The organism is Streptosporangium sp. NPDC023963, assembly GCF_040639135.1.
Classification (GTDB): Bacteria; Actinomycetota; Actinomycetes; order Streptosporangiales; family Streptosporangiaceae; genus Streptosporangium.
This window is the reverse complement of record NZ_JBEZZK010000014.1, coordinates 93700-112640: the sequence shown is the minus strand read 5'-3', so window position 1 is coordinate 112640 and position 18941 is coordinate 93700. Positions and strand designations below refer to the sequence as shown.

The window sequence follows — 18941 nt, the reverse complement described above, 5'->3', positions numbered from 1 at the left end:
CCGACTAATTACGCGATTCATATCATGATGTCGGGGTAATCATCCGACACTTAACCTTCATATCGCTACACCCCGTAACCACGCTTCTCGATCGGCAGCTCGGGTAATCTTTTAATTTCATTATCGGGAATATCATTTCTCCTGCGAGAGGCGTTCCATGCCCCACCCCGCTTACCTCGTCGGAGCGGCCGGGGCGGGCGTCCTGGCGGTCTCGCTGGGCGTGACGTTCGTCCTCCTCCGGCGGCTCAGGCGGCTTCGCGCCGAGCGGGAGAGGGCGCTCACCAGAGCGTACGAGGGGTTCGCCCGCGACATGCACGACATCGTGGGGCACTGGCTCTGGCTGGCGTCCATCAAGGGAGAGCTGGCCCACCGCAGGGCGAACGGCGACACGCGCCTGAGCAAGGACCTGGAAGAGGTGCTGCAGGCGGTGCGGCAGGCCGCGCACGCCGTGCGGAACGTGTCGGAGGCCCGTCACCGGCTGTCGTTCTCCGGCGAGGCCGCGCGGGCCAGGGCCCTGATGGAGGGCTTCGGGGCCTACTGCTCGGTCCGGGTGGACGTGGACGAGCTTCCCGAGGTCGTGAGCGCCACGCTGGGCGCCGTGGTCCGCGAGGGCGTGACGAACATGCTGCGGCACAGCCAGGTGAAGCGGTGCGCGATCGAGCTGGTCGAGCACGGCGGCCGGCTGCGCCTGACCGTCGTCAACGACGGGGCTCCCCGGCGGGAGGCGCACTCCACCGGCAGCGGCGTGGACAACCTGACCCACCGCGTGGGCGAGCTGGGCGGCACGGTGCGGGCGGTCGGCGGCGCGGACGGGTGGTTCACCCTGATAGCCGAGGTTCCTGGTAATTTTTCCGAATAACCTTCACGTCCGCCGCGAAAGCGCAGGTAGCGCGCACCTTCACGGTCGGCACTGTGAGTTTCGCATATACGAGTGGTTTAATTTGTAACTAGTGGTTTCTCGGGTTATCCGTAATTCTCTCTTCTGGAAGACAGCAGGGGAGAATGCCGTGGATGACCAGTATGAACTTTATTGCCTGGCGGACCCGCTTTTTTACGACACGCTTGACGGCCGCCGGGGAGATCACCCCGATTTCGCGCTCGCTGCCCGGGACGTCCCGGACGGCTGGCAGCACCAGGCGACCGACACCTGGATGCACTACGCGCCGCTCGCCGGCCGCACTCCCGCCCAGGGCTGGAAGATCCACGTCTCCGCCCGCGCCGAGGACGCCGACCGCGCCATAGAGGCGGTCTGGGATTACTGCGTCCCCCGCGACATCGCGTTCAAGTTCCTGCGCAGCCTGCCGGTCATGACCATGCTGAACTCCAAGGCCGCCCCCCGCGGTGCCAGCGGGAAGCTCGTGACGATCTACCCGGTGGACGAGGCGCAGCTGGAGCTCACGCTCAAGGAGCTCGACGAGCTGCTGCGGGGCGTCGAGGGGCCGTACATCCTCAGCGACCTGCGCTACGGCCAGGGCCCGCTCTTCGTGCGGTACGGCGGTTTCGCCGGACGGCGCTGCCTGGCCGACAACGGCGAGCTGGTGCTGGCCATCGAGGACGGTGAGGGACGGCTCGTCCCCGACGTGCGGGAGCCCGCCTTCGGCGTGCCGTCCTGGGTGACGCTGCCCGCCTTCCTCGAACCCCACGTGGCCGCCCGCAACGCTGTCACCACCGAGGGACTGCCGTACCGGGTCGAGAGCGTCATGCAGTTCTCCAACGGCGGTGGCGTCTACCTGGGAGAGGACCTTCGCACCGGGGGGCGGGTCGTGCTGAAGGAGGCCCGCCCGCACGCCGGGCTGGACGCCGCCGGCCGGGACGCGGTGGCACGGCTGGCGCACGAGCGCGACATGCTGGAGCGCCTGGCCGGGCTGGACGCGGTGCCCGCGCTGATCGACTACTTCACCCTGGGCGGGCACCACTTCCTGGTCGAGGAGTTCGTCGACGGTAACCCGCTCCAGCGGCAGCTCGTGCACAAGTACCCGCTGACCAGGGCGACCTGCGACGACGAGGCCATCGCCGAGTACACCGCCTGGGTGCTCGACACGCTCCCCAAGGTGCGCCGGGCGGTTGCGTCCCTGCACGAGCGCGGGGTGGTCTTCGGAGACCTGCACCCGAACAACATCCTGGTGACCGAGGACGGCCGGCTGGCACTGATCGACTACGAGGTGGCGACCCTCATCGAGGACCGCGGCCGCGCGGCGCTCGCCCACCCGGCGTTCGGCGCGCCGGCCGACCGGCAGGGGGTCGACGTCGACCTGTACGCCCTCGCCTGCCTCTGCCTCGGGCTGTTCGCCCCGCAGCTCACGATCATGCTGCCGCTCGACCGCGCCAAGGTGACCGACCTGGCCAGGCTCATCGGCGAGACCTTCCCCGTACCGCGCGAGGTGCTCGACGAGGCGGTCCTGACCGTCACGGGTCCCGCGCCCGCGGCGGCCACCCCGTACCCGAAGCCGGGGCTCGACGACTGGCCCCGGCTCAGGGAGGCGATGACCCGGGCCATCCTGGCGAGCGCCACCCCCGAGCGCGAGGACCGGCTCTTCCCCGGCGACGTCGCCCAGTTCCAGCCCGGCGGGGGCGTCAACCTCGCGTACGGCGCGGCGGGCGTGCTCTACGCGCTGGCCGCCACCGGCGCCGAGCGCCGTCCCGAGTACGAGGACTGGCTGCGCGCCAAGGCGCTGGCCCCCGACCCGGGGACGGGGATCGGGTTCTACGACGGCCTGCACGGCGTGGCCTACGTCCTCGACCTGCTCGGCCACCGCCAGGACGCGATCGACACCGCCGACCTGTGCCTGCGCCAGAAGTGGGAGGCGCTGGAGCTCGGGCTGTTCGGCGGCCTGGCCGGCATGGGCCTGAACCTTCTCCATCTGGGCGGCACCACCGGCGAGCGGACCTTCACCGAGGTGGCCCTGCAGATCACCGGCATCTGCTCCGACAGGCTGGGCGGGCCCGACGACGTGCCGGAGGTCAGCGGCGGCGCCAACCCCCGGGCCGGGCTGATGTACGGCTCCTCCGGGCCCGCCCTCCTCTTCCTGCACGCCTACGAGCGCACCGGCGACGCGTCGCTGCTCGAGCGGGCGGCCGTGGCGCTCCGGCAGGACCTGCGGCGCTGCGTCACCGGCGAGGACGGCACCCTCCAGGTCGACCAGGGCTGGCGCACGCTGCCCTACCTGGACGAGGGGTCGGTGGGCATCGGCCTGGTCCTCGCCCGCTACCTGGCCCATCGCGAGGACGAGGACTTCCGCGCCGCGCTCGACGGCTGCCGGCGCGTCACGCGAGGACGCTACTTCGTGCAGTCCGGCCTGTTCACCGGCCGGAGCGGCATGATCGGCGGACTCGGCTGGGGCCTGGGGCCCGAGCCGCACGCCCTCCACACCGGCCACACAGACCTGGCCGAGCAGCTCCGCGGGCTGGACTGGCACGCGCTGCCCCACGGCGGCGGGCTGGCCTTCCCCGGCAACCAGCTGCTCAGGCTTTCCATGGACTTCGCGACCGGTACGGCCGGAGTCCTGTTCGCGATGAGCGCCGTGCTGCACGACCGGCCGGTGTTCCTCCCCTTCATCGAGCCGCCCGGCGGCACGAGCACCCCGGCAGGGGTGTCCGCGCACGGATCCGCCGGGTGGTTTGGCCCCCACGGCACATCGACATCGAAGGAGGTGTAACGACATGGTTCTTCTCGACCTGCAGTCCCTGGAGGCCCCCACCGGCGGCGGTGGCGGCGGCGGTGGCAGCACCCTCACGGTTCTCGGCTGCAACTCCGGCAAGCCCAGCAACCTGAGCGTCGCCCTCTGCCACTAGGCACCCGCTTTCCCGGATTTTCCCCGATATCGGTTCGGTTCCCACCGAGTTCTCATCAGAAGTGAGGCAATCCCATGGTCCTTCTCGACCTGCAGTCCCTGGAGACCCCCGACGGCGGCGGCCACGGCGGCGGCGGCGGTAGCACCCTCACGGTCCTGGGCTGCCAGTCCGGCAAGCCCAGCAACCTGAGCCTCCTGCTCTGCCACTAGTTCCTCCCGTTCCACACATCCAGAACCCGTAGAACCCCGTAGAAACGGAGCACCTCCCATGGTCCTTCTCGACCTGCAGTCCCTGGAGACCCCCACCGGCGGCGGCGGTGGCGGCGGCGGCAGCACCCTCACCGTCCTGGGCTGCAACTCCGGCAAGCCCAGCAACCTGAGCGTCGCCCTCTGCCACTAGGCACCCGCTTTCCCGGATTTTCCCCGATATCGGTTCGGTTCCCACCGAGTTCTCATCAGAAGTGAGGCAATCCCATGGTCCTTCTCGACCTGCAGTCCCTGGAGACCCCCGACGGCGGCGGCCACGGCGGCGGCGGCGGTAGCACCCTCACGGTCCTGGGCTGCCAGTCCGGCAAGCCCAGCAACCTGAGCCTCCTGCTCTGCCACTAGTGAGACCCCGTGCCCGGGACGGCCAGCGACGGCGGCCGTCCCGGGCACTCCCGTTCCGGGAGGGTCCGGTACGCCGAGGACGCATCCGGTACGCCGAGGACGCAGAGGACGCCGGGAGACCGGGAGACCGGGGAGGCCCGCGGCGTCGAGGACGTCCGGGGCGCCGGGAACATCGGGGAAGTTCGCGAAGTCGGAGAAGCCCGGGAAGTCGTAGAAGTTCGAGAAGTCGGAGAAGTTCGGGAAGTCCGAGGAGGAGCCAACGTGCGGGCAGCGGACCGGCTGGTGGCCGACACCGTGCGGCGTGGCGGACCCTGGCTGGCCGTCCTCGCGGTCACCTCCGTCCTGGGCGCGTTCGCGCAGCTCGCGCTCCCGCTCGTGCTGGGCAGGACGGTCGACGAGCTCGTGGCCGGTACGGGTGGCGGCACCGGCGCGGCGACCTGGCTCGGCGCCTGCGCCGCCGCCGTGATCCTGACCGTGCTCTGCGACACCCTCGGCGTCTGGGCCGCCGGATCGAGCGGCGCGCGCTCCTCGGCCTGGCTCAGGAACCGGGTCGTGCGGAACGTGCTCGGTGTCGGGCCGGTGATCACCCGCCGGTTCCCCGAGGGAGACCTGGTCACCCGGATGGGCCTGAACACCGAGGAGATCGGGCGCGCCCCCGAGTCGATCGTCACCGGGGCCGCGCTGGTCATCCCCACCGCGGGTGGCGTGGTGGCCCTCACCCTCATCGATCCCCTGCTGACCGTGACGCTGGTCGCCGGGCTCGTCCTCATCGCGCTCGTCCTGCGGGCCTTCCTCACCGTGAGCACCTCCATAGCGGGCGACTACCAGGCGGCGCAGAGCGACATCGCCGCCCGCCTGGTCGACGCCCTCGCCGGGGCCCGTACGATCGCCGCGGCCGGCACCGCCGACCAGGAGCGGGCGCGGGTGCTCACCGCCCTGCCCCGGCTGCGCGGGCATGCCATGGACATGTGGCGGGCCAACGCGCGGGCCGGCGTGCAGGCGGGAGCGGTGGTCCCGCTGCTGGAGGTGGCCGTGCTCGGGGTAGGCGGGCTGCGCCTGGCCGCCGGCGACCTCACGGCCGGAGAGCTGTACGCCGCCGCCCGCTACGTCGTGCTCGGCGCCGGTCTCGGCTCGGCGCTGGGCTACGTCAGCCGCCTGGCCAGGGCGCGGGCCGCCGCGGCCAGGGTGGAGGAGCTGACCGCCGAGAGCCCGCGGGCCTACGGTACGCGCCCGCTGCCTCCCGGCCCCGGCACGCTCGAGCTTCGCGGCGTCGACGCGGGCGGCCTGCGCGACGTCGATCTCGTCATCCCCGGCGGGCAGGCGGTGGCCGTGGTCGGCCGCTCGGGGGCAGGCAAGTCCCTGCTCGCCGCGGTCGCCGGACGGCTGGTGGACCCGCGGCACGGCACGGTCCTCCTCGACGGCGTGCCGTTGCCCGACCTCTCCCGCGAGGCGCTGCGCCATGCCGTCGGATACGCCTTCGAGCGCCCCGCGCTGCTCGGCGACACCGTCGGCGACGCCGTCGCCCTGGGACTCGACGCTCCCGCCGCCGCCCCCGGCACCGGCCGTGGCCGTCGCACCCGTACCGGGTCCGGCCACCACGAGGACCGGGACGACCGGGCGGGCGGGAGGGGCGAGGTCGTGCGGGCGGCGGCGCGGGCGGCCCGCGCCGACGCCTTCGTCCGGCGGCTTCCCCTGGGGTACGACACGCCGCTGGAGGAGGCGCCCATGTCCGGCGGTGAGCGGCAGCGGCTCGGCCTGGCCCGCGCCTTCGCGCAGGGATGGCGCCTGCTCGTCCTGGACGACGCCACCTCCAGCCTGGACACCGTCACCGAGCGCCAGGTCGCCCGCGCGCTGTCCAGGGAGCTGCGCGACCGCACGCGCCTGATCGTGACCCACCGGGTGGCGACCGCCGCGGCGGCCGACAGGGTGATCTGGCTGGACGACGGCCGGGTGCGCGCGTGCGGCGGGCACCGCGCGCTCTGGGCCGACCCGGCCTACCGCGCCGTCTTCCAGACGGACACGTCCTCCCCGGACGACGCGTCCTTCCCGTCGGGCGCCTCCTCCCCGGCGGGCGCGTCCTTCCCGCCGGACGCCTCCTCCCCGGCGGACGCGTCGTTCCAGGCGGGCGCCTCCTTCCGGGCGGGCACGTCGTGAGCCCTCCGGACGTGCACGTCGTCAACAGACCCCTCCGCCGGGCGCTCAGGAGGGACCCGTACCAGCTGGTCAGGCTCGCGGGCTGGTCCGTCGCGGAGACGGCGCCCTCCCTGGTCATCGGCCTGGCCATCGCGCGGGCGATCGACGACGGCTTCGGCGCGGGACGCCCCGCGACCGGGTTCGCCTGGCTGGCGCTGCTCGGCGGCGCGTGGTTGCTGGCCGCGGTCGGTGCGCGGCAGGTGGTGATGGCCGTCGCCGCGATCGTGGAGCCGTTCCGCGAGGAACTGCTCGCGCACGTCGTCGACGACGCGCTGCGCCACTCGGTCATGTCCGGACGGGGACCGGGGGCGGCCGCGGTGGCCCGCTCCAACCTGCAGGTCGAGCTGGCCCGCGACGCCTTCGCCTCGGTCATCACGGTGGTCAGGTCGTTCGCGTTCACCGTGGTGAGCGTCATGCTCGGGCTGGCGACCCTCGTGCCCGAGGTGCTCGCGCTGGTGCTGCCCCCCTTCGTCGCCGGCCTCGTCGTCTTCCTGCTGTCGCTGCGCGCCCTGGCCAGGCGGCAGCGGGACTTCATCCTGGCCGACGAGCGCACCGCCGGGTCGCTGGCCACCATGGTGGGCGGGCTGCGCGACATCACCGCCTGCCGCGCCGAGGAGCGGGTGGCGGACGACGTCGGCCTGCGGGTGGCCGAACAGGCCCGCGCGGCCCGGTCGCTGGCGCGGGTGACCGCGCTGCGCACGCTGTCGCTGGCGGTGGGCGGCTGGCTGCCGGTCCTGCTGGTGCTGGCCGGGACCCCCTGGCTGGTGGGTGAGGGCGCGGGCGCCGGGGTGATCCTGGGCGCCCTGGCCTACGTCACGCAGTCGCTGACGCCCGCGCTCGGCAACCTCGTGGAGGGGCTGGGCATCAACGGGGTCCGGCTGCGGGTGGCGCTCGGCCGGCTGCTGCGCGACGGCGACCCGCCCGTACGGGCGCGCGGGCGGATCGCGGCACGGGACGGCGGCGACGGCAAGGCGAGAGCGGCCGAGCTGCGCGGCGTGACGTTCGCGTACGGCCCGCACGCGGAACCGGTGATCGACGGCCTGGACCTGTCGGTCCCCGAGGGGGACCACATCGCGGTCGTGGGCCCCAGCGGCATCGGCAAATCCACGCTCGCCGCGCTCCTGACCGGGGTGCTCGCGCCGGGGGCGGGCCAGGTCCTGGTGTGCGGGGTGCCCGCCGACCGGCTCGACCCCGCCGACCGGGTGCTCATCCCGCAGGAGGCGTACGTCTTCCGCGGCTCCCTGCTGGAGAACCTGACCTACCTGGCCGACGCCTCGCCGGAGGCGGTGGACGACGCGGTGGCCGCGGTCGGCCTGACGAACCTGGTGGCGCGGCTGGGCGGTTACTCCACCGAGATCCACTCGGGGCTGCTGTCGCCCGCCGAGCGGCAACTGGTCGCCCTGGCCCGCGCCTATCTCGCCCCGGCCCGGCTGGTGATCCTCGACGAGGCGACGTGTCACCTGGACCCGGCGGCCGAGGCCCGCGCCGAGGAGGCGTTCGCCCGCCGGGGCGGCACGCTGCTCGTCATCGCCCACCGGCTGACCTCCGCCCTGCGGGCCCGGCGGATCCTCGTCATGGACGGCACCAGCGTCCGGCTGGGCACGCACGAGGAGATGCTCGCCGCCTCCCCGCTCTACGCCGACCTGGCCGGGCAGTGGAACCCGTCGAGTGCGCAGGAGCTGGTGCCGTGACTCCCGTCCGAAGCCCGAGCCCGAGGTCCTCACCCAGGAGGAATCCGATGATCTACCCTCCCGCCGAGCGGCAACCGGTCGTCGACCACCTCCACGGCCACGCCGTGCCCGACCCGTACCGGTGGCTGGAGGATCCGGACAGCCCGGAGACCCGGAGCTGGACGGCCGCCCAGGAGGAGCTGTGGCGCGAGCACGCGGGCACGCTGCCGGGCCGCGACCTGTGGCGCTCGCGGGTGGCCGCGCTGACCGGGGCCGGAACGGTCGGCACGCCGATGTGGCGCGGCGGCAGCCGGTTCTTCCTGCGCCGTACGGCCTCGCAGGAGCACGCGGTCCTCTACCGCACCGGTCCCGACGGGGTGGAGGAGACGCTGCTCGACCCGATGGAGCTCGACCCGAGCGGGCTGACCACGCTCGATCACTGGCAGCCCGACCTGGACGGCAGGCTGGTGGCGTACCAGCTGTCCAGGAGCGGGGACGAGCGGTCGGAACTGCGGGTCATGGACGTCGCCACCCGCCGGGTGGTGGACGGCCCGATCGACCGCTGCCGGTACGCGCCCGTGGCGTGGCTGCCCGACGGGAAGGCGTTCTTCTACGTCCGCGGCCGCCAGGTACGCCTGCACCGTCTCGGCACCCCTGCCGGGGACGACGCCGTGATCATGGCTGAGGAGCGCTCGTACGGGCTGGGGATCAGCTACAACGGGCGCTGGCTGACGGTCTCGGCGATGGCGGGCGACGGCAACGACCTCTGGATCGCCGACCTGTCGTCCTCCTCCCCCGAGCGTCCCGACCTGCGGGTGATCCAACGGGGGGCGGGCGCGGTGACGGCGCCCGCCGTCGGCCGCGACGGGCGCCTGTACCTGCTCACCACCCTGGACGCGCCGCGGGGGCGGCTGTGCGTGGCCGACCCGGCGCGGCCGGGCCCCGAGCACTGGATCGGCCTGGTCGACGAGGACCCGGAGGCGGTGATCGGCGAGTTCGCGATCGCGGGGCAGACGCTCCTTGTCGGCTGGACCCGGCACGCGGTCGGCGAGATCAGCGTCCACGACCTGGCGACCGGGAGGCGGCGCGGTTCGGTGCCGCTGCCCGGCCTCGGTTCCGCCGGGGGGATGACCACCCGCCCCGAGGGCGGCCACGAGGTCTGGTTCACCTACACCGACAGCGTCACGCCCGCGGGGGTACACCGCTACGACACGCGCACCGGGGAGACGTCGCCGTGGAGCGCCGCGCCCGGCGCCGTGGAGGTGCCGGAGCTGGAGACCCGCCAGCTGGTCTTCGCCTCGGCGGACGGCACCCCGGTGCGGATGGTCGTGCTGGCCCGCCCCGGCTCGGGTCCCAGGCCCACGATCCTGTACGGCTACGGCGGGTTCGGGCTCTCGCTCGCGCCGTCGTACTCCAGCTACATCCTGCCCTGGGTCGAGGCGGGCGGGGTCTTCGCCCTCGCCCAGCTGCGCGGCGGCGGCGAGGAGGGGGCGGCCTGGCACCGCGACGGCATGCTGGAGCGCAAGCAGAACGTCTTCGACGACTTCGCGGCGGCGGCCGAGAAGCTCGTCTCGGACGGCTGGACCACCCCCGCGCGGCTGGGCGCGTGCGGCGAGTCGAACGGCGGGCTGCTGGTGGGAGCCGCGCTGACGCAGCGCCCCGACCTGTTCGCCGCCGCCGTCTGCTCGGCGCCGCTGCTCGACATGGTCAGGTACGAGCGGTCGGGGCTCGGCCCGGTGTGGCGTTCGGAGTACGGTTCGGCCGACGACCCCGAGCAGCTGGGCTGGCTGCTGGGCTACTCCCCCTACCACCGGGTCGCCGACGGCGTCGACTACCCGGCGACGCTGCTGACCACGTTCGGCGGCGACTCCCGTGTCGACCCCATGCACGCGCGCAAGATGTGCGCGGCGCTGCAGGCGGCGACGTCGGGCTCGCGGCCGATCCTGCTGCGCCACGAGGGCGACGTCGGCCACGGCTCCCGCTCGGCGGGCCGCGCCGTCGACCTGGCCGCCGACATGCTCGCCTTCCTCGCCGCCCACACCGGCCTGGAAGCCGGCACCTGAGGGCTTTCGAGGTCTTTTCGATCACCGGCCGGCGTTCGGAGCCGGGGCGAACGTGATCCGCCGGAGATCGGCGGCGGGGAGGCGCGTACGCGCCCTGCCGGCGGATTCTCGCTTCTCCCGCCCCGGATTCTCGCTCCGCCCCGTGCGGCGCGGTCCGGCCCCGGCAGGACACGGGCAGGACACGGTGTGCCGCGCGTGGCCTCGCCTCCGTCAGGGCTCGGGACTCCCATGACCACGGCGGTCCAAGGGGTGCCCACCGAACTGAAACTGACCGGAATAACCAATCTGGTCAGTTCGTTCAGAACGGTGACAGGCAAGCACGCCAAAGGAGTCCCCATGAAGAACACCCCCACCGGCCGGCGCGCCCTGGTGGTCGGGCTCGGCATCGCCGGCATCACCACCGCGCTGCGACTGCGTCAGATCGGCTGGGAACCGGTGGTGGTGGAGCGGGCACCCACCCGCCGCTCGGGCGGATACTTCATCATGCTGTTCGGTGCCGGTGTCGCCTCCGCCCGGCGGCTGGGCGTACTGGACCGGATCGGCACCCGGGGCGGGTCGCGGATAGCCATGTACGACGTCGACCGGGCGGGGCGTCGCCGTCCCGGGCTGGATCCGGCCGCGCTGCAGGGAGGGCCCCGCCGGCTGCTGCGGGGCGACGTGGAGCGGGGACTGTTCTCGGCGCTGCCGGCGGACGTGGAGATCCGCTACTCCACCGTGCCCGTCCGCATCGTCCAGGACGGATCCGGGGTGGAGGTGTCGCTGCACGACACCGCGGCCGATGCCGTCGTCACCGAGCGTTTCGACCTGGTGGTGGGCGCCGACGGGACGCGCTCCACGGTGCGCGGGCTGGTCTTCGGCCCCGGGGACTACCTGCGTCCGCTGAACCACATGGTCGGCGCGGTCCTCCTGGACGGGCCGGTCGACGGCTTCGGCCCGTCCGACGGGGTGGTCCTGGCCGAGCCCGGCCGCTCGGCGTGGGCCTTCCCCTTCGCCGATCACGCCCCGAGCCTGCTGTTCTCCTACCGCACCGGCGACGTCGACGCCGAGTTCGCCCGTCCGCCGATCGAGTCCATCCGCGCCGCGTTCGGGCCCGAGCCCACCGGCCCCCTGCTGGAGGGCCTGTTCACCCGCTACGAGCAGGCCTCCGACACCCTGTTCGACTCGGTGCAGCAGGTCAGGATGCCGAGCTGGCACCGCGGCCGGGTCGTCCTGCTCGGGGACGCGGCCTGGTGCGTGACCCTGTACACGGGCATGGGCGCCTCCAGCGGCATCGCCGGCGCCGAGCTGCTGGGCACCATGCTGCAACGCCACCCGGGCGACCTGCCGGGCGCGCTGCGGGCCTGGGAGACGCGGATGAGGCCCTTCATCCGCGCCCAGCAGGAAGGCGCCCTGGCCGGGCGCCGGATGTTCACGCCGCGGGATCGCAAAGAGCTCCTCCTGCGTGCCGGGATGATGCGCCTGATGCGCGCGCCGGGCGTCGGAAGGGCCGTGGGCAGGATAATGCTCAACAACAAGCACATGCGGGCCAAGAACGTCGACGTCGCCGCCCCCTGACCAGGTCCGAACCACCGACAAGGAGGACAGCTCCGGTGAGCCCGTTGGTCGAACTCCACTCGCGCAAAGCCGCCCGCATCCTGGACAGCGCGCGCGAGCTGGTGCGCGACCACGGCGCGGGCAAGGTCACCGTGTCCGAGATCAGCCGGGCGGCCGGCGTCGGCAAGGGCACCGTCTACCTGTACTGGTCCAGCAAGGAGGACCTGATCCGCGGCCTGTTCGCCCGAGACCGGCTGACCTTCCTGGAGGAGGTCATCGGCCACATCGGCGCCGACCCCGCCACCGTCCGGCCCCGCCGCCTGGCCCCGCTGCTGGTTCGCGCCTCGAGCACGCTCCCGCTGGCACGCCGCCTGCAGAGCGACGACGCGGAGTTGCGGCGGCTGCTCGGCCAGGAACCCGGCGACCGTGAGCTGTACGACCGCACCCGGCCGGCCGCCATGTGCGAGGCGGTCCTGCCGATCCTGCGCCGCCACGACCTGATCCGCCACGACCGTCCCCTGCCCGCCCAGGCCTACGCCCTGCACGCCGTGCTCACCGGATTCCTCACCACCGTCTCCGAGCCGGCCACCGCCCCGTCCGGCGTCGACGACCCCGACGAGGTGCTGGCCGACACCGTGGCCGTGCTGCTGGAGCCCACCACCGTCCCCGGCCGGGCGGCCGTCGCCGCGGCCGCCGAGCAGACCCTCGCGGTCTTCCGCGAGCTCCGGGACGCGGTGCTGGGCCTCATCCAGGGCAGCCAGTCCTCCGACCGCTGAGGCGTCCGGCTGCGGGACCTGCCGGGGAGGCCGGTCCCGCTCGAACACGACGGCACTTCTCGGCGCCGCGGACGGGACCGCGGCGGGACGGACCACACAGGTCCTCAGCTGGTGGCGCCCCAGGTGAGAGAGAGACCGGTGGCGGCGCGTTCGGTGCGGATCTCCATCATGCTGCCGAGGATGGTGGCATGGTCGGACACCACGGGCGTGGCGTCGAGCGTGTAGGTGATCCGGTTGCTGACGAGCACCGGGCTGCCCTGCGGCTCGTGGAGGTGGCGAGCGGCGGCGGGGTCGAGCGAGCCGGGCCGGACCACCTCGGTCGCCCGGGCGACCGTCACTCCCGCGTCGGCGAGGGCCGTGTAGAGGGAGACGACGGTGAAGTCGCGGTCGCGGATCCGGTCGGCCACCGGCCGGCGGACCCAGGACACCTGGTGTACGGCGGGGCGTCCCGCGAACTCGCGGACCCGCTCCAGCCGCAGGGCGGTGTCGCCGGGACGCAGCCGCAGCTCCGCGGCGATCCGGGCGGGGGCCCTGCGCACCGCCCGCCCGGCCACCGCGGTACGCACGTCGTGGCCCTGTTTACGCAGGTCGTCGACCAGGCTGCGGAGCGAGTCGAGCTGGTACGCCAGGTGGGGCGGAGCGACGAACGTGCCCTTGCCTGGCTGCTGCACGATCAGCCTCTCGTCGCTGAGCTCCCGCAACGCCTGGCGCAGGGTCATGAGGGTCACCCCGTAGGAGGCGCTCAGCTCCCGTTGCGGCGGCAGCGCCTCACCGGGGGCGTAGTGCCCCGACCGGATCTTCGCGGCGAGGTCGGCGGCGATGGCGCGGTATCTCGCCTCGTGCCCGGCGTCGGGGTTCATCGTGGTCGGTCACACTCCTGGTCGAGGGCTTGCCGCAGGGTCGCGAGGAAGGCCCGCAGGTCGTCCGGCCCGGCCCCGTCGAGCACCCGCCGCACGACCGCGGCGCCGACCACCACGCCGTCGGCGTGCCGGCGGGCTTCGCGTGCCTGGTCCGGGGTGGAAATGCCAAATCCTAGCAAGGCCGGCCGGTGACGTGCCTGATCCGCTCGGCGGGCTCCGCCGCAGAGGCGGCGAGGACGGCCCGCTCACCGGTGGTGCCCGTCAGCGACACCCCGTGGACGAATCCGCGGCTGCGGCGTCGCCGGGTGTGGCACGGGCGGCGTGGCGACGCGCCACACCCGGCGTCGCCGTGTCGCCGGTGGAGCGTAGAAGGCATCGAGGAGGCGCCGGTGGAGCGTAGAAGGCCATCGAGGAGGCGACCGTGATCGCTGGGCTGGATCAGCTGTTCTGGAAGAGTTCCTGGAGGAGCATGTGGCCCGGCATGGTCGGGGCAGGACGCACGCCCACGGCGAACATCTCCGGGTCGCCGAACACCGGTTCCCCGCCGGGGCGGCGCGCGTAGGGGACGCGCCCGTAGTCCACGCCCTCGCTCTCGTCGAAACTCATCCAGGTGATCGTTTCCTGTTCCCCCTCGCGTAGAGGGAGGTTGGACACGGCGCGGCTGTAGACGACGTCAGGGGCGGTGACCCATACCAGAGGGACGGCGAAGACCCATCGCGTCGCCTGGATCTCCCGTGCCCTGGCGGCCGCTCGCGTCTCGAACGAGGTGGCGGACCGCGGATCGCGGAGATAGTCGTAGTCGATGAGCACGAGCCTCCGCTCTCCTTCGAGAGCGACGATCGCGGGGCGGTCGCGGGCGACGATGTTCTTCTGGAGACGCTCGACCACGTCGAAGAGCAGTGCGGCCGTCTCGGCGTTCATCGTGTCCTCCAAAGCTTGCGACACCGGATTCCGCCGTGGCCGGGGCGACCTCGGAGAGCCGGGCGGATTGTCCTGGCTGGAATGCGCGGCTCGAGGAACCCTCTGGAGCGGCGCGCGGTCGGCACTTCGCCCCGGACCCAGGCGGGCGCACCGTGTCCGGGCAGGCCGGTTCCGGTCCCGCGCAGCGTGCCCCACCCGCGCCGGAAGACGGCCGCCTCCCTTCCGGCGCGGGCCTGCACCCGCACGTCGCGCGGAAACCGTCAGATCTCGTCCACGGACATCGCGCCCTCATTGGGACGCCGGGACAGGTCGATGCCGAGCTCTTCCGCGGCGCGGAAGACGTCCTCGTCGGTGTCGCGCATCTCGATGGACATGCCGTCGCTGGAGAGCACCTCGACGTTCAGGCACAGCGACTGCATTTCCTTGATGAGGACCTTGAACGACTCCGGGATGCCCGGCTCGGGAATGTTCTCGCCCTTGACGATCGCCTCGTAGACCTTCACCCGGCCCAGGACGTCGTCGGACTTGATGGTCAGCTGCTCCTGCAGGGCGTAGGCGGCGCCGTAGGCCTCCAGGGCCCAGACCTCCATCTCACCGAAGCGCTGGCCGCCGAACTGGGCCTTACCGCCGAGCGGCTGCTGGGTGATCATGGAGTAGGGGCCGGTCGAACGCGCGTGGATCTTGTCGTCGACCAGGTGGAGCAGCTTCAGGATGTAGATGTAGCCGACCGAGATCGGGTGCGGGAACGGCTCCCCGGAACGGCCGTCGAACAGCTGGGCCTTTCCGTTCGCGCCGACCATGCGCCCGCCGTCGCGGTTGACCAGGGTGTTGTCGAGCAGACCGATGATCTCTTCCTCGTTGGCGCCGTCGAAAACCGGGGTGGCCATGTTGGTGCGCGGCTCGACCTCGGCGAAGCCCTTGTCGCGCAGCCGCTCGGCCCAGGCCTCCTGGATGCCGGTGATGTCCCACCCTCGGGCGGCGATCCACCCCAGATGGGTCTCCAGGACCTGGCCGACGTTCATTCGGCCGGGCACGCCCAGGGGGTTGAGGATGATGTCGACGGCGGTGCCGTCCTCGAGGAAGGGCATGTCCTCGACCGGGAGGATCTTGGAGATGACGCCCTTGTTGCCGTGCCGTCCGGCCAGCTTGTCGCCGTCGGTGATCTTACGCTTCTGGGCCACGTAGACGCGGACCAGCTCGTTGACGCCGGGGGGGAGCTCGTCGCCCTCCTCGCGGCTGAACACGCGGACGCCGATGACCTTGCCCTGCTCGCCGTGCGGCACCTTCAGGGAGGTGTCACGGACCTCGCGGGCCTTCTCCCCGAAGATCGCGCGGAGCAGGCGCTCCTCGGGGGTGAGCTCGGTCTCGCCCTTGGGCGTGACCTTGCCGACGAGGATGTCGCCGGGGACGACCTCGGCGCCGATGCGGATGATGCCGCGCTCGTCGAGGTCGGCCAGGACCTCCTCGGAGACGTTGGGGATGTCGCGGGTGATCTCCTCGGGGCCCAGCTTGGTGTCGCGGGCGTCGACCTCGTGCTCCTCGATGTGGATCGAGGACAGGACGTCGTCCTGCACCAGGCGCTGGGAGAGGATGATCGCGTCCTCGTAGTTGTGGCCCTCCCACGGCATGAACGCCACCAGCAGGTTCTTGCCCAGGGCCATCTCGCCGTCGTCGGTGCAGGGACCGTCGGCGACGACCTGGTTCACCTCGATCCGATCGCCTTCCTTCACGATCGGCTTCTGGTTGAAGCAGGTGCCCTGGTTGGAGCGCTTGAACTTGGCGACCCGGTAGGTCGTGCGGGTGCCGTCGTCGTTCATCACCGTGACGTAGTCGGCGGAGACCTCCTCGACCACACCCGCCTTGTCGGCGGTGATGACGTCGCCCGTGTCGGTCGCGGCACGGTACTCCATGCCGGTGCCGACCAGCGGCGCCTCGCTCTTGAGCAGCGGCACCGACTGGCGCTGCATGTTCGCGCCCATCAAGGCCCGGTTGGCGTCGTCGTGCTCCAGGAACGGGATCATCGCGGTGGCGACCGACACCATCTGGCGCGGCGACACGTCGATGTAGTCCACCTCGTCGGCGCGCACGAGCTCGGTCTCGCCGCCCTTGGTGCGGACCAGGACCCGTGCCTCGGCCAAGGTGCCGTCGGCGTCGAGCACCGTGTTGGCCTGCGCCTTGACGAAGCGGTCCTCCTCGTCCGCGGTCAGGTAGTCGAGCTGGTCGGTGACCCGCCCGTCGACGACCTTGCGGTAAGGGGTCTCGACGAACCCGAAGGCGTTGATGCGGCCGAAGCACGCGAGGTAACCGATGAGGCCGATGTTCGGTCCTTCGGGAGTCTCGATCGGGCACATGCGGCCGTAGTGCGAGGGGTGGACGTCACGGACCTCCATCCCGGCCCGCTCGCGGGACAGACCACCGGGGCCCAGCGCGTTGAGCCTCCGCCTGTGCGTCAGGCCGGCCAGGGGGTTGGTCTGGTCCATGAACTGCGACAGCTGGGAGGTGCCGAAGAACTCCTTGATCGACGCCACGACCGGGCGGATGTTGATCAGGGTCTGCGGCGTGATCGCCTCGACGTCCTGGGTCGTCATCCGCTCGCGGACGACGCGCTCCATGCGGGCCAGGCCCAGGCGGACCTGGTTCTGGATGAGCTCGCCCACCGTGCGGATGCGCCGGTTGCCGAAGTGGTCGATGTCGTCGACCTCCACGACGACCTCACCCGTCGAGGTCTCGCCGGCGTGCAGCCGGACGATGTACTCGATGGTGGCGACGATGTCGTCCTCGGTGAGCGTGCCCTGGGTGATCTCGCTGTCAACCCCGAGCTTCTTGTTGATCTTGTATCGGCCGACCTTGGCGAGGTCGTAACGCTTGGAGTTGAAGTACAGGTTCTCCAGCAGCGTCTGCGCCGACTCCTTGGTCGGCGGCTCGCCCGGGCGCAGCTTGCGGTAGATGTCGAGCAGGGCGTCGTCCTGGCCGGCCGTGTGGTCCTTCTCCAGGGTGGCGCGCATGGACTCGTACTGACCGAACCGCTCGAGGATCTGCTCGCTGGTCCAGCCGAGCGCCTTGAGCAGCACGGTGACGGCCTGCTTGCGCTTGCGGTCGATGCGGACACCGACGCTGTCACGCTTGTCGATCTCGAACTCGAGCCACGCCCCACGCGAGGGGATGACGCGGCAGCCGAACACGTCCTTGTCGGAGGTCTTGTCGACACCGCGGTCGAAGTAGACGCCCGGGGACCGGACCAGCTGGGAGACGACGACACGCTCGGTGCCGTTGACGATGAAAGTGCCCTTGCCGGTCATGAGCGGGAAATCGCCCATGAACACGGTCTGGCTCTTGATCTCACCAGTGGTGTTGTTGACGAACTCCGCCGTGACGAACATCGGGGCGGAGTAGGTCATGTCCTTGTCCTTGCACTCATCGACCGAGTACTTGGGCGGCTCGAACCGGTGATCGCGGAACGACAGGGACATGGTCCCGGAGAAGTCCTCGATGGGACTGATCTCCTCAAAGATCTCTTCGAGGCCCGACTGGGCCGGAACGTCCTTGCGCCCGGCCTGGCGAGCCGCCTCGACCCGCCCCTTCCACTTCTCGTTGCCGAGCAACCAGTCGAAGGACTCGGTCTGAAGAGCGAGAAGGTCAGGAACTTCTAGCGGCTCCGGGATGCGCGCGAAAGACACACGACGGGGAGCGGATGCGGATGCGGCGGAGGCGTTGCGCGAGGCTGCCAACAGATGTCCTTCCGGGGGCACCGATGGAATCGGACTGCGCGCATGCCAAACGCCCCGGAAGAATCCAGGGCGTCGAGCGGCATGCGAGGAGGCAGCATACCGCAAAGGACAAATGAGTGTCTACATCTACTGTGAGAGTCAACCCTCGGTGCCGCGTTCAGCATGCCACAGCCGCCTTGGACTCGTCAACCCGCGCGCTCGGAGACATGTTGAACCACGCCGGCCGGGCTCCGTCATGCGCACTCGTCGAGGACGTCCACCCGGTCCAGCAGGCCGAGCAGGCGGCGCATGCCGGCCGGCACGTCGGCCAGGTGGGCCACACCGTCGCGGCACAGGCCGGTCAGCATGCGCAGGCCCGCGAGGTCGACGAACTCCAGCCGGCCGACATCGATGACGAGGATGTCCTCGGCCGCCCGCACCTGGGCCAGGGTCCGGGCGGCCGCCCGGGTGTTGGTGGCGTCGAGCTCGCCGATCAGCCGGACCGCACCTCCGGGCGAGGCCGGGCTGTAGGTGATGCGCAGCGTGCGATCGAGGTAGAGCACGGCGTCGACCCAGATCGTGCCGGACACACCCCGCTTCTGGACGGTCATGACTTCACCGTCAGGCGTTCGTCGCGGGTCGGCGGCCGACGAGACCGGCAGCCGGTGCCACCGGGCGTGGCGAGCCGGCCGGTACGGGCCGATGCTGCACGACAGCCATGTGATCGATCCCCTTACTCGCCCCGGTGCATGCCGACGGACCTGAACGTCTCCACCTTACGTCGGAACAAAGATACACGAAAGATGTTTCCGGTATAC

Annotated in this window: 16 protein-coding genes; 11 read left to right on the top strand and 5 right to left on the bottom strand. The window is 71.8% G+C overall.

From position 1 onward, the window contains the following. Positions 1–157 precede the first annotated feature (157 nt). The 11 genes from AB0F88_RS32745 to AB0F88_RS32695 all read left to right on the top strand — a co-directional run bounded on the left by AB0F88_RS32745 (position 158) and on the right by AB0F88_RS32695 (position 12635). Complete coding sequence (locus tag AB0F88_RS32745; RefSeq protein WP_362692975.1) at positions 158–859, top strand: histidine kinase; 702 nt, start codon at positions 158–160, stop codon at positions 857–859. A 148-nt stretch (positions 860–1007) separates the two neighbouring features. Further along, the gene (gene lanKC, locus AB0F88_RS32740; protein ID WP_362692972.1) at positions 1008–3656 is read left to right on the top strand and encodes a class III lanthionine synthetase LanKC; all 2649 of its coding nucleotides are present in this window, start codon (positions 1008–1010) and stop codon (positions 3654–3656) included. Between the two features lie 4 nt (positions 3657–3660). Continuing rightward, a complete protein-coding gene (locus AB0F88_RS32735) occupies positions 3661–3792 on the top strand; it encodes a SapB/AmfS family lanthipeptide (RefSeq protein ID WP_350967049.1) in 132 nt (43 codons plus the stop codon). 74 nt (positions 3793–3866) lie between these two features. Further along, entirely contained in the window at positions 3867–4001 is a 135-nt protein-coding gene (locus AB0F88_RS32730; protein WP_362692965.1) for a SapB/AmfS family lanthipeptide, read from the top strand. Positions 4002–4059: 58 nt separating this feature from the next. After that, the gene (locus AB0F88_RS32725; RefSeq protein ID WP_362692968.1) at positions 4060–4191 is read left to right on the top strand and encodes a SapB/AmfS family lanthipeptide; all 132 of its coding nucleotides are present in this window, start codon (positions 4060–4062) and stop codon (positions 4189–4191) included. A 74-nt stretch (positions 4192–4265) separates the two neighbouring features. After that, a complete protein-coding gene (locus AB0F88_RS32720; protein ID WP_362692965.1) occupies positions 4266–4400 on the top strand; it encodes a SapB/AmfS family lanthipeptide in 135 nt (44 codons plus the stop codon). A gap of 261 nt (positions 4401–4661) precedes the next feature. Further along, on the top strand, positions 4662–6554 hold the full coding sequence (locus AB0F88_RS32715; protein ID WP_362692962.1) for an ABC transporter ATP-binding protein: 1893 nt from the start codon (positions 4662–4664) through the stop codon (positions 6552–6554). Continuing rightward, complete coding sequence (locus AB0F88_RS32710) at positions 6551–8284, top strand: ABC transporter ATP-binding protein (protein ID WP_362692959.1); 1734 nt, start codon at positions 6551–6553, stop codon at positions 8282–8284. The genes AB0F88_RS32715 and AB0F88_RS32710 overlap by 4 nt, the downstream gene beginning before the upstream one ends. 47 nt (positions 8285–8331) lie before the next feature. Continuing rightward, entirely contained in the window at positions 8332–10326 is a 1995-nt protein-coding gene (locus AB0F88_RS32705; protein ID WP_362692956.1) for a prolyl oligopeptidase family serine peptidase, read from the top strand. A 336-nt stretch (positions 10327–10662) separates the two neighbouring features. After that, positions 10663–11880 (top strand): FAD-dependent monooxygenase, encoded by a 1218-nt coding sequence (locus AB0F88_RS32700; protein WP_362692953.1) that lies wholly within the window; start codon positions 10663–10665, stop codon positions 11878–11880. 35 nt (positions 11881–11915) lie between these two features. Further along, positions 11916–12635: a helix-turn-helix domain-containing protein gene (locus tag AB0F88_RS32695; RefSeq protein ID WP_362692950.1), complete on the top strand. Its 720-nt coding sequence runs from the start codon at positions 11916–11918 to the stop codon at positions 12633–12635. A 104-nt stretch (positions 12636–12739) separates the two neighbouring features. Here AB0F88_RS32695 and AB0F88_RS32690 read toward each other — a convergent pair whose 3' ends face one another. The 5 genes from AB0F88_RS32690 to AB0F88_RS32670 all read right to left on the bottom strand — a co-directional run bounded on the left by AB0F88_RS32690 (position 12740) and on the right by AB0F88_RS32670 (position 18734). Beyond that, a complete protein-coding gene (locus AB0F88_RS32690) occupies positions 12740–13495 on the bottom strand; it encodes a GntR family transcriptional regulator (RefSeq protein ID WP_362692946.1) in 756 nt (251 codons plus the stop codon). Beyond that, positions 13492–13674 carry a tryptophan synthase subunit alpha gene (locus tag AB0F88_RS32685; protein WP_362692943.1) on the bottom strand — a complete coding sequence of 61 codons (183 nt, stop codon included), beginning with the start codon at positions 13672–13674 and terminating at the stop codon, positions 13492–13494. The genes AB0F88_RS32690 and AB0F88_RS32685 overlap by 4 nt, the downstream gene beginning before the upstream one ends. 259 nt (positions 13675–13933) lie before the next feature. Further along, positions 13934–14416, bottom strand: coding sequence for a hypothetical protein (locus AB0F88_RS32680; protein WP_362692940.1), 483 nt, complete (start codon positions 14414–14416; stop codon positions 13934–13936). 260 nt (positions 14417–14676) lie between these two features. Continuing rightward, positions 14677–18144, bottom strand: coding sequence for a DNA-directed RNA polymerase subunit beta (gene rpoB, locus AB0F88_RS32675; RefSeq protein WP_362692937.1), 3468 nt, complete (start codon positions 18142–18144; stop codon positions 14677–14679). A gap of 233 nt (positions 18145–18377) precedes the next feature. Next, a complete protein-coding gene (locus AB0F88_RS32670) occupies positions 18378–18734 on the bottom strand; it encodes an STAS domain-containing protein (RefSeq protein WP_362692934.1) in 357 nt (118 codons plus the stop codon). Positions 18735–18941 lie beyond the last annotated feature (207 nt).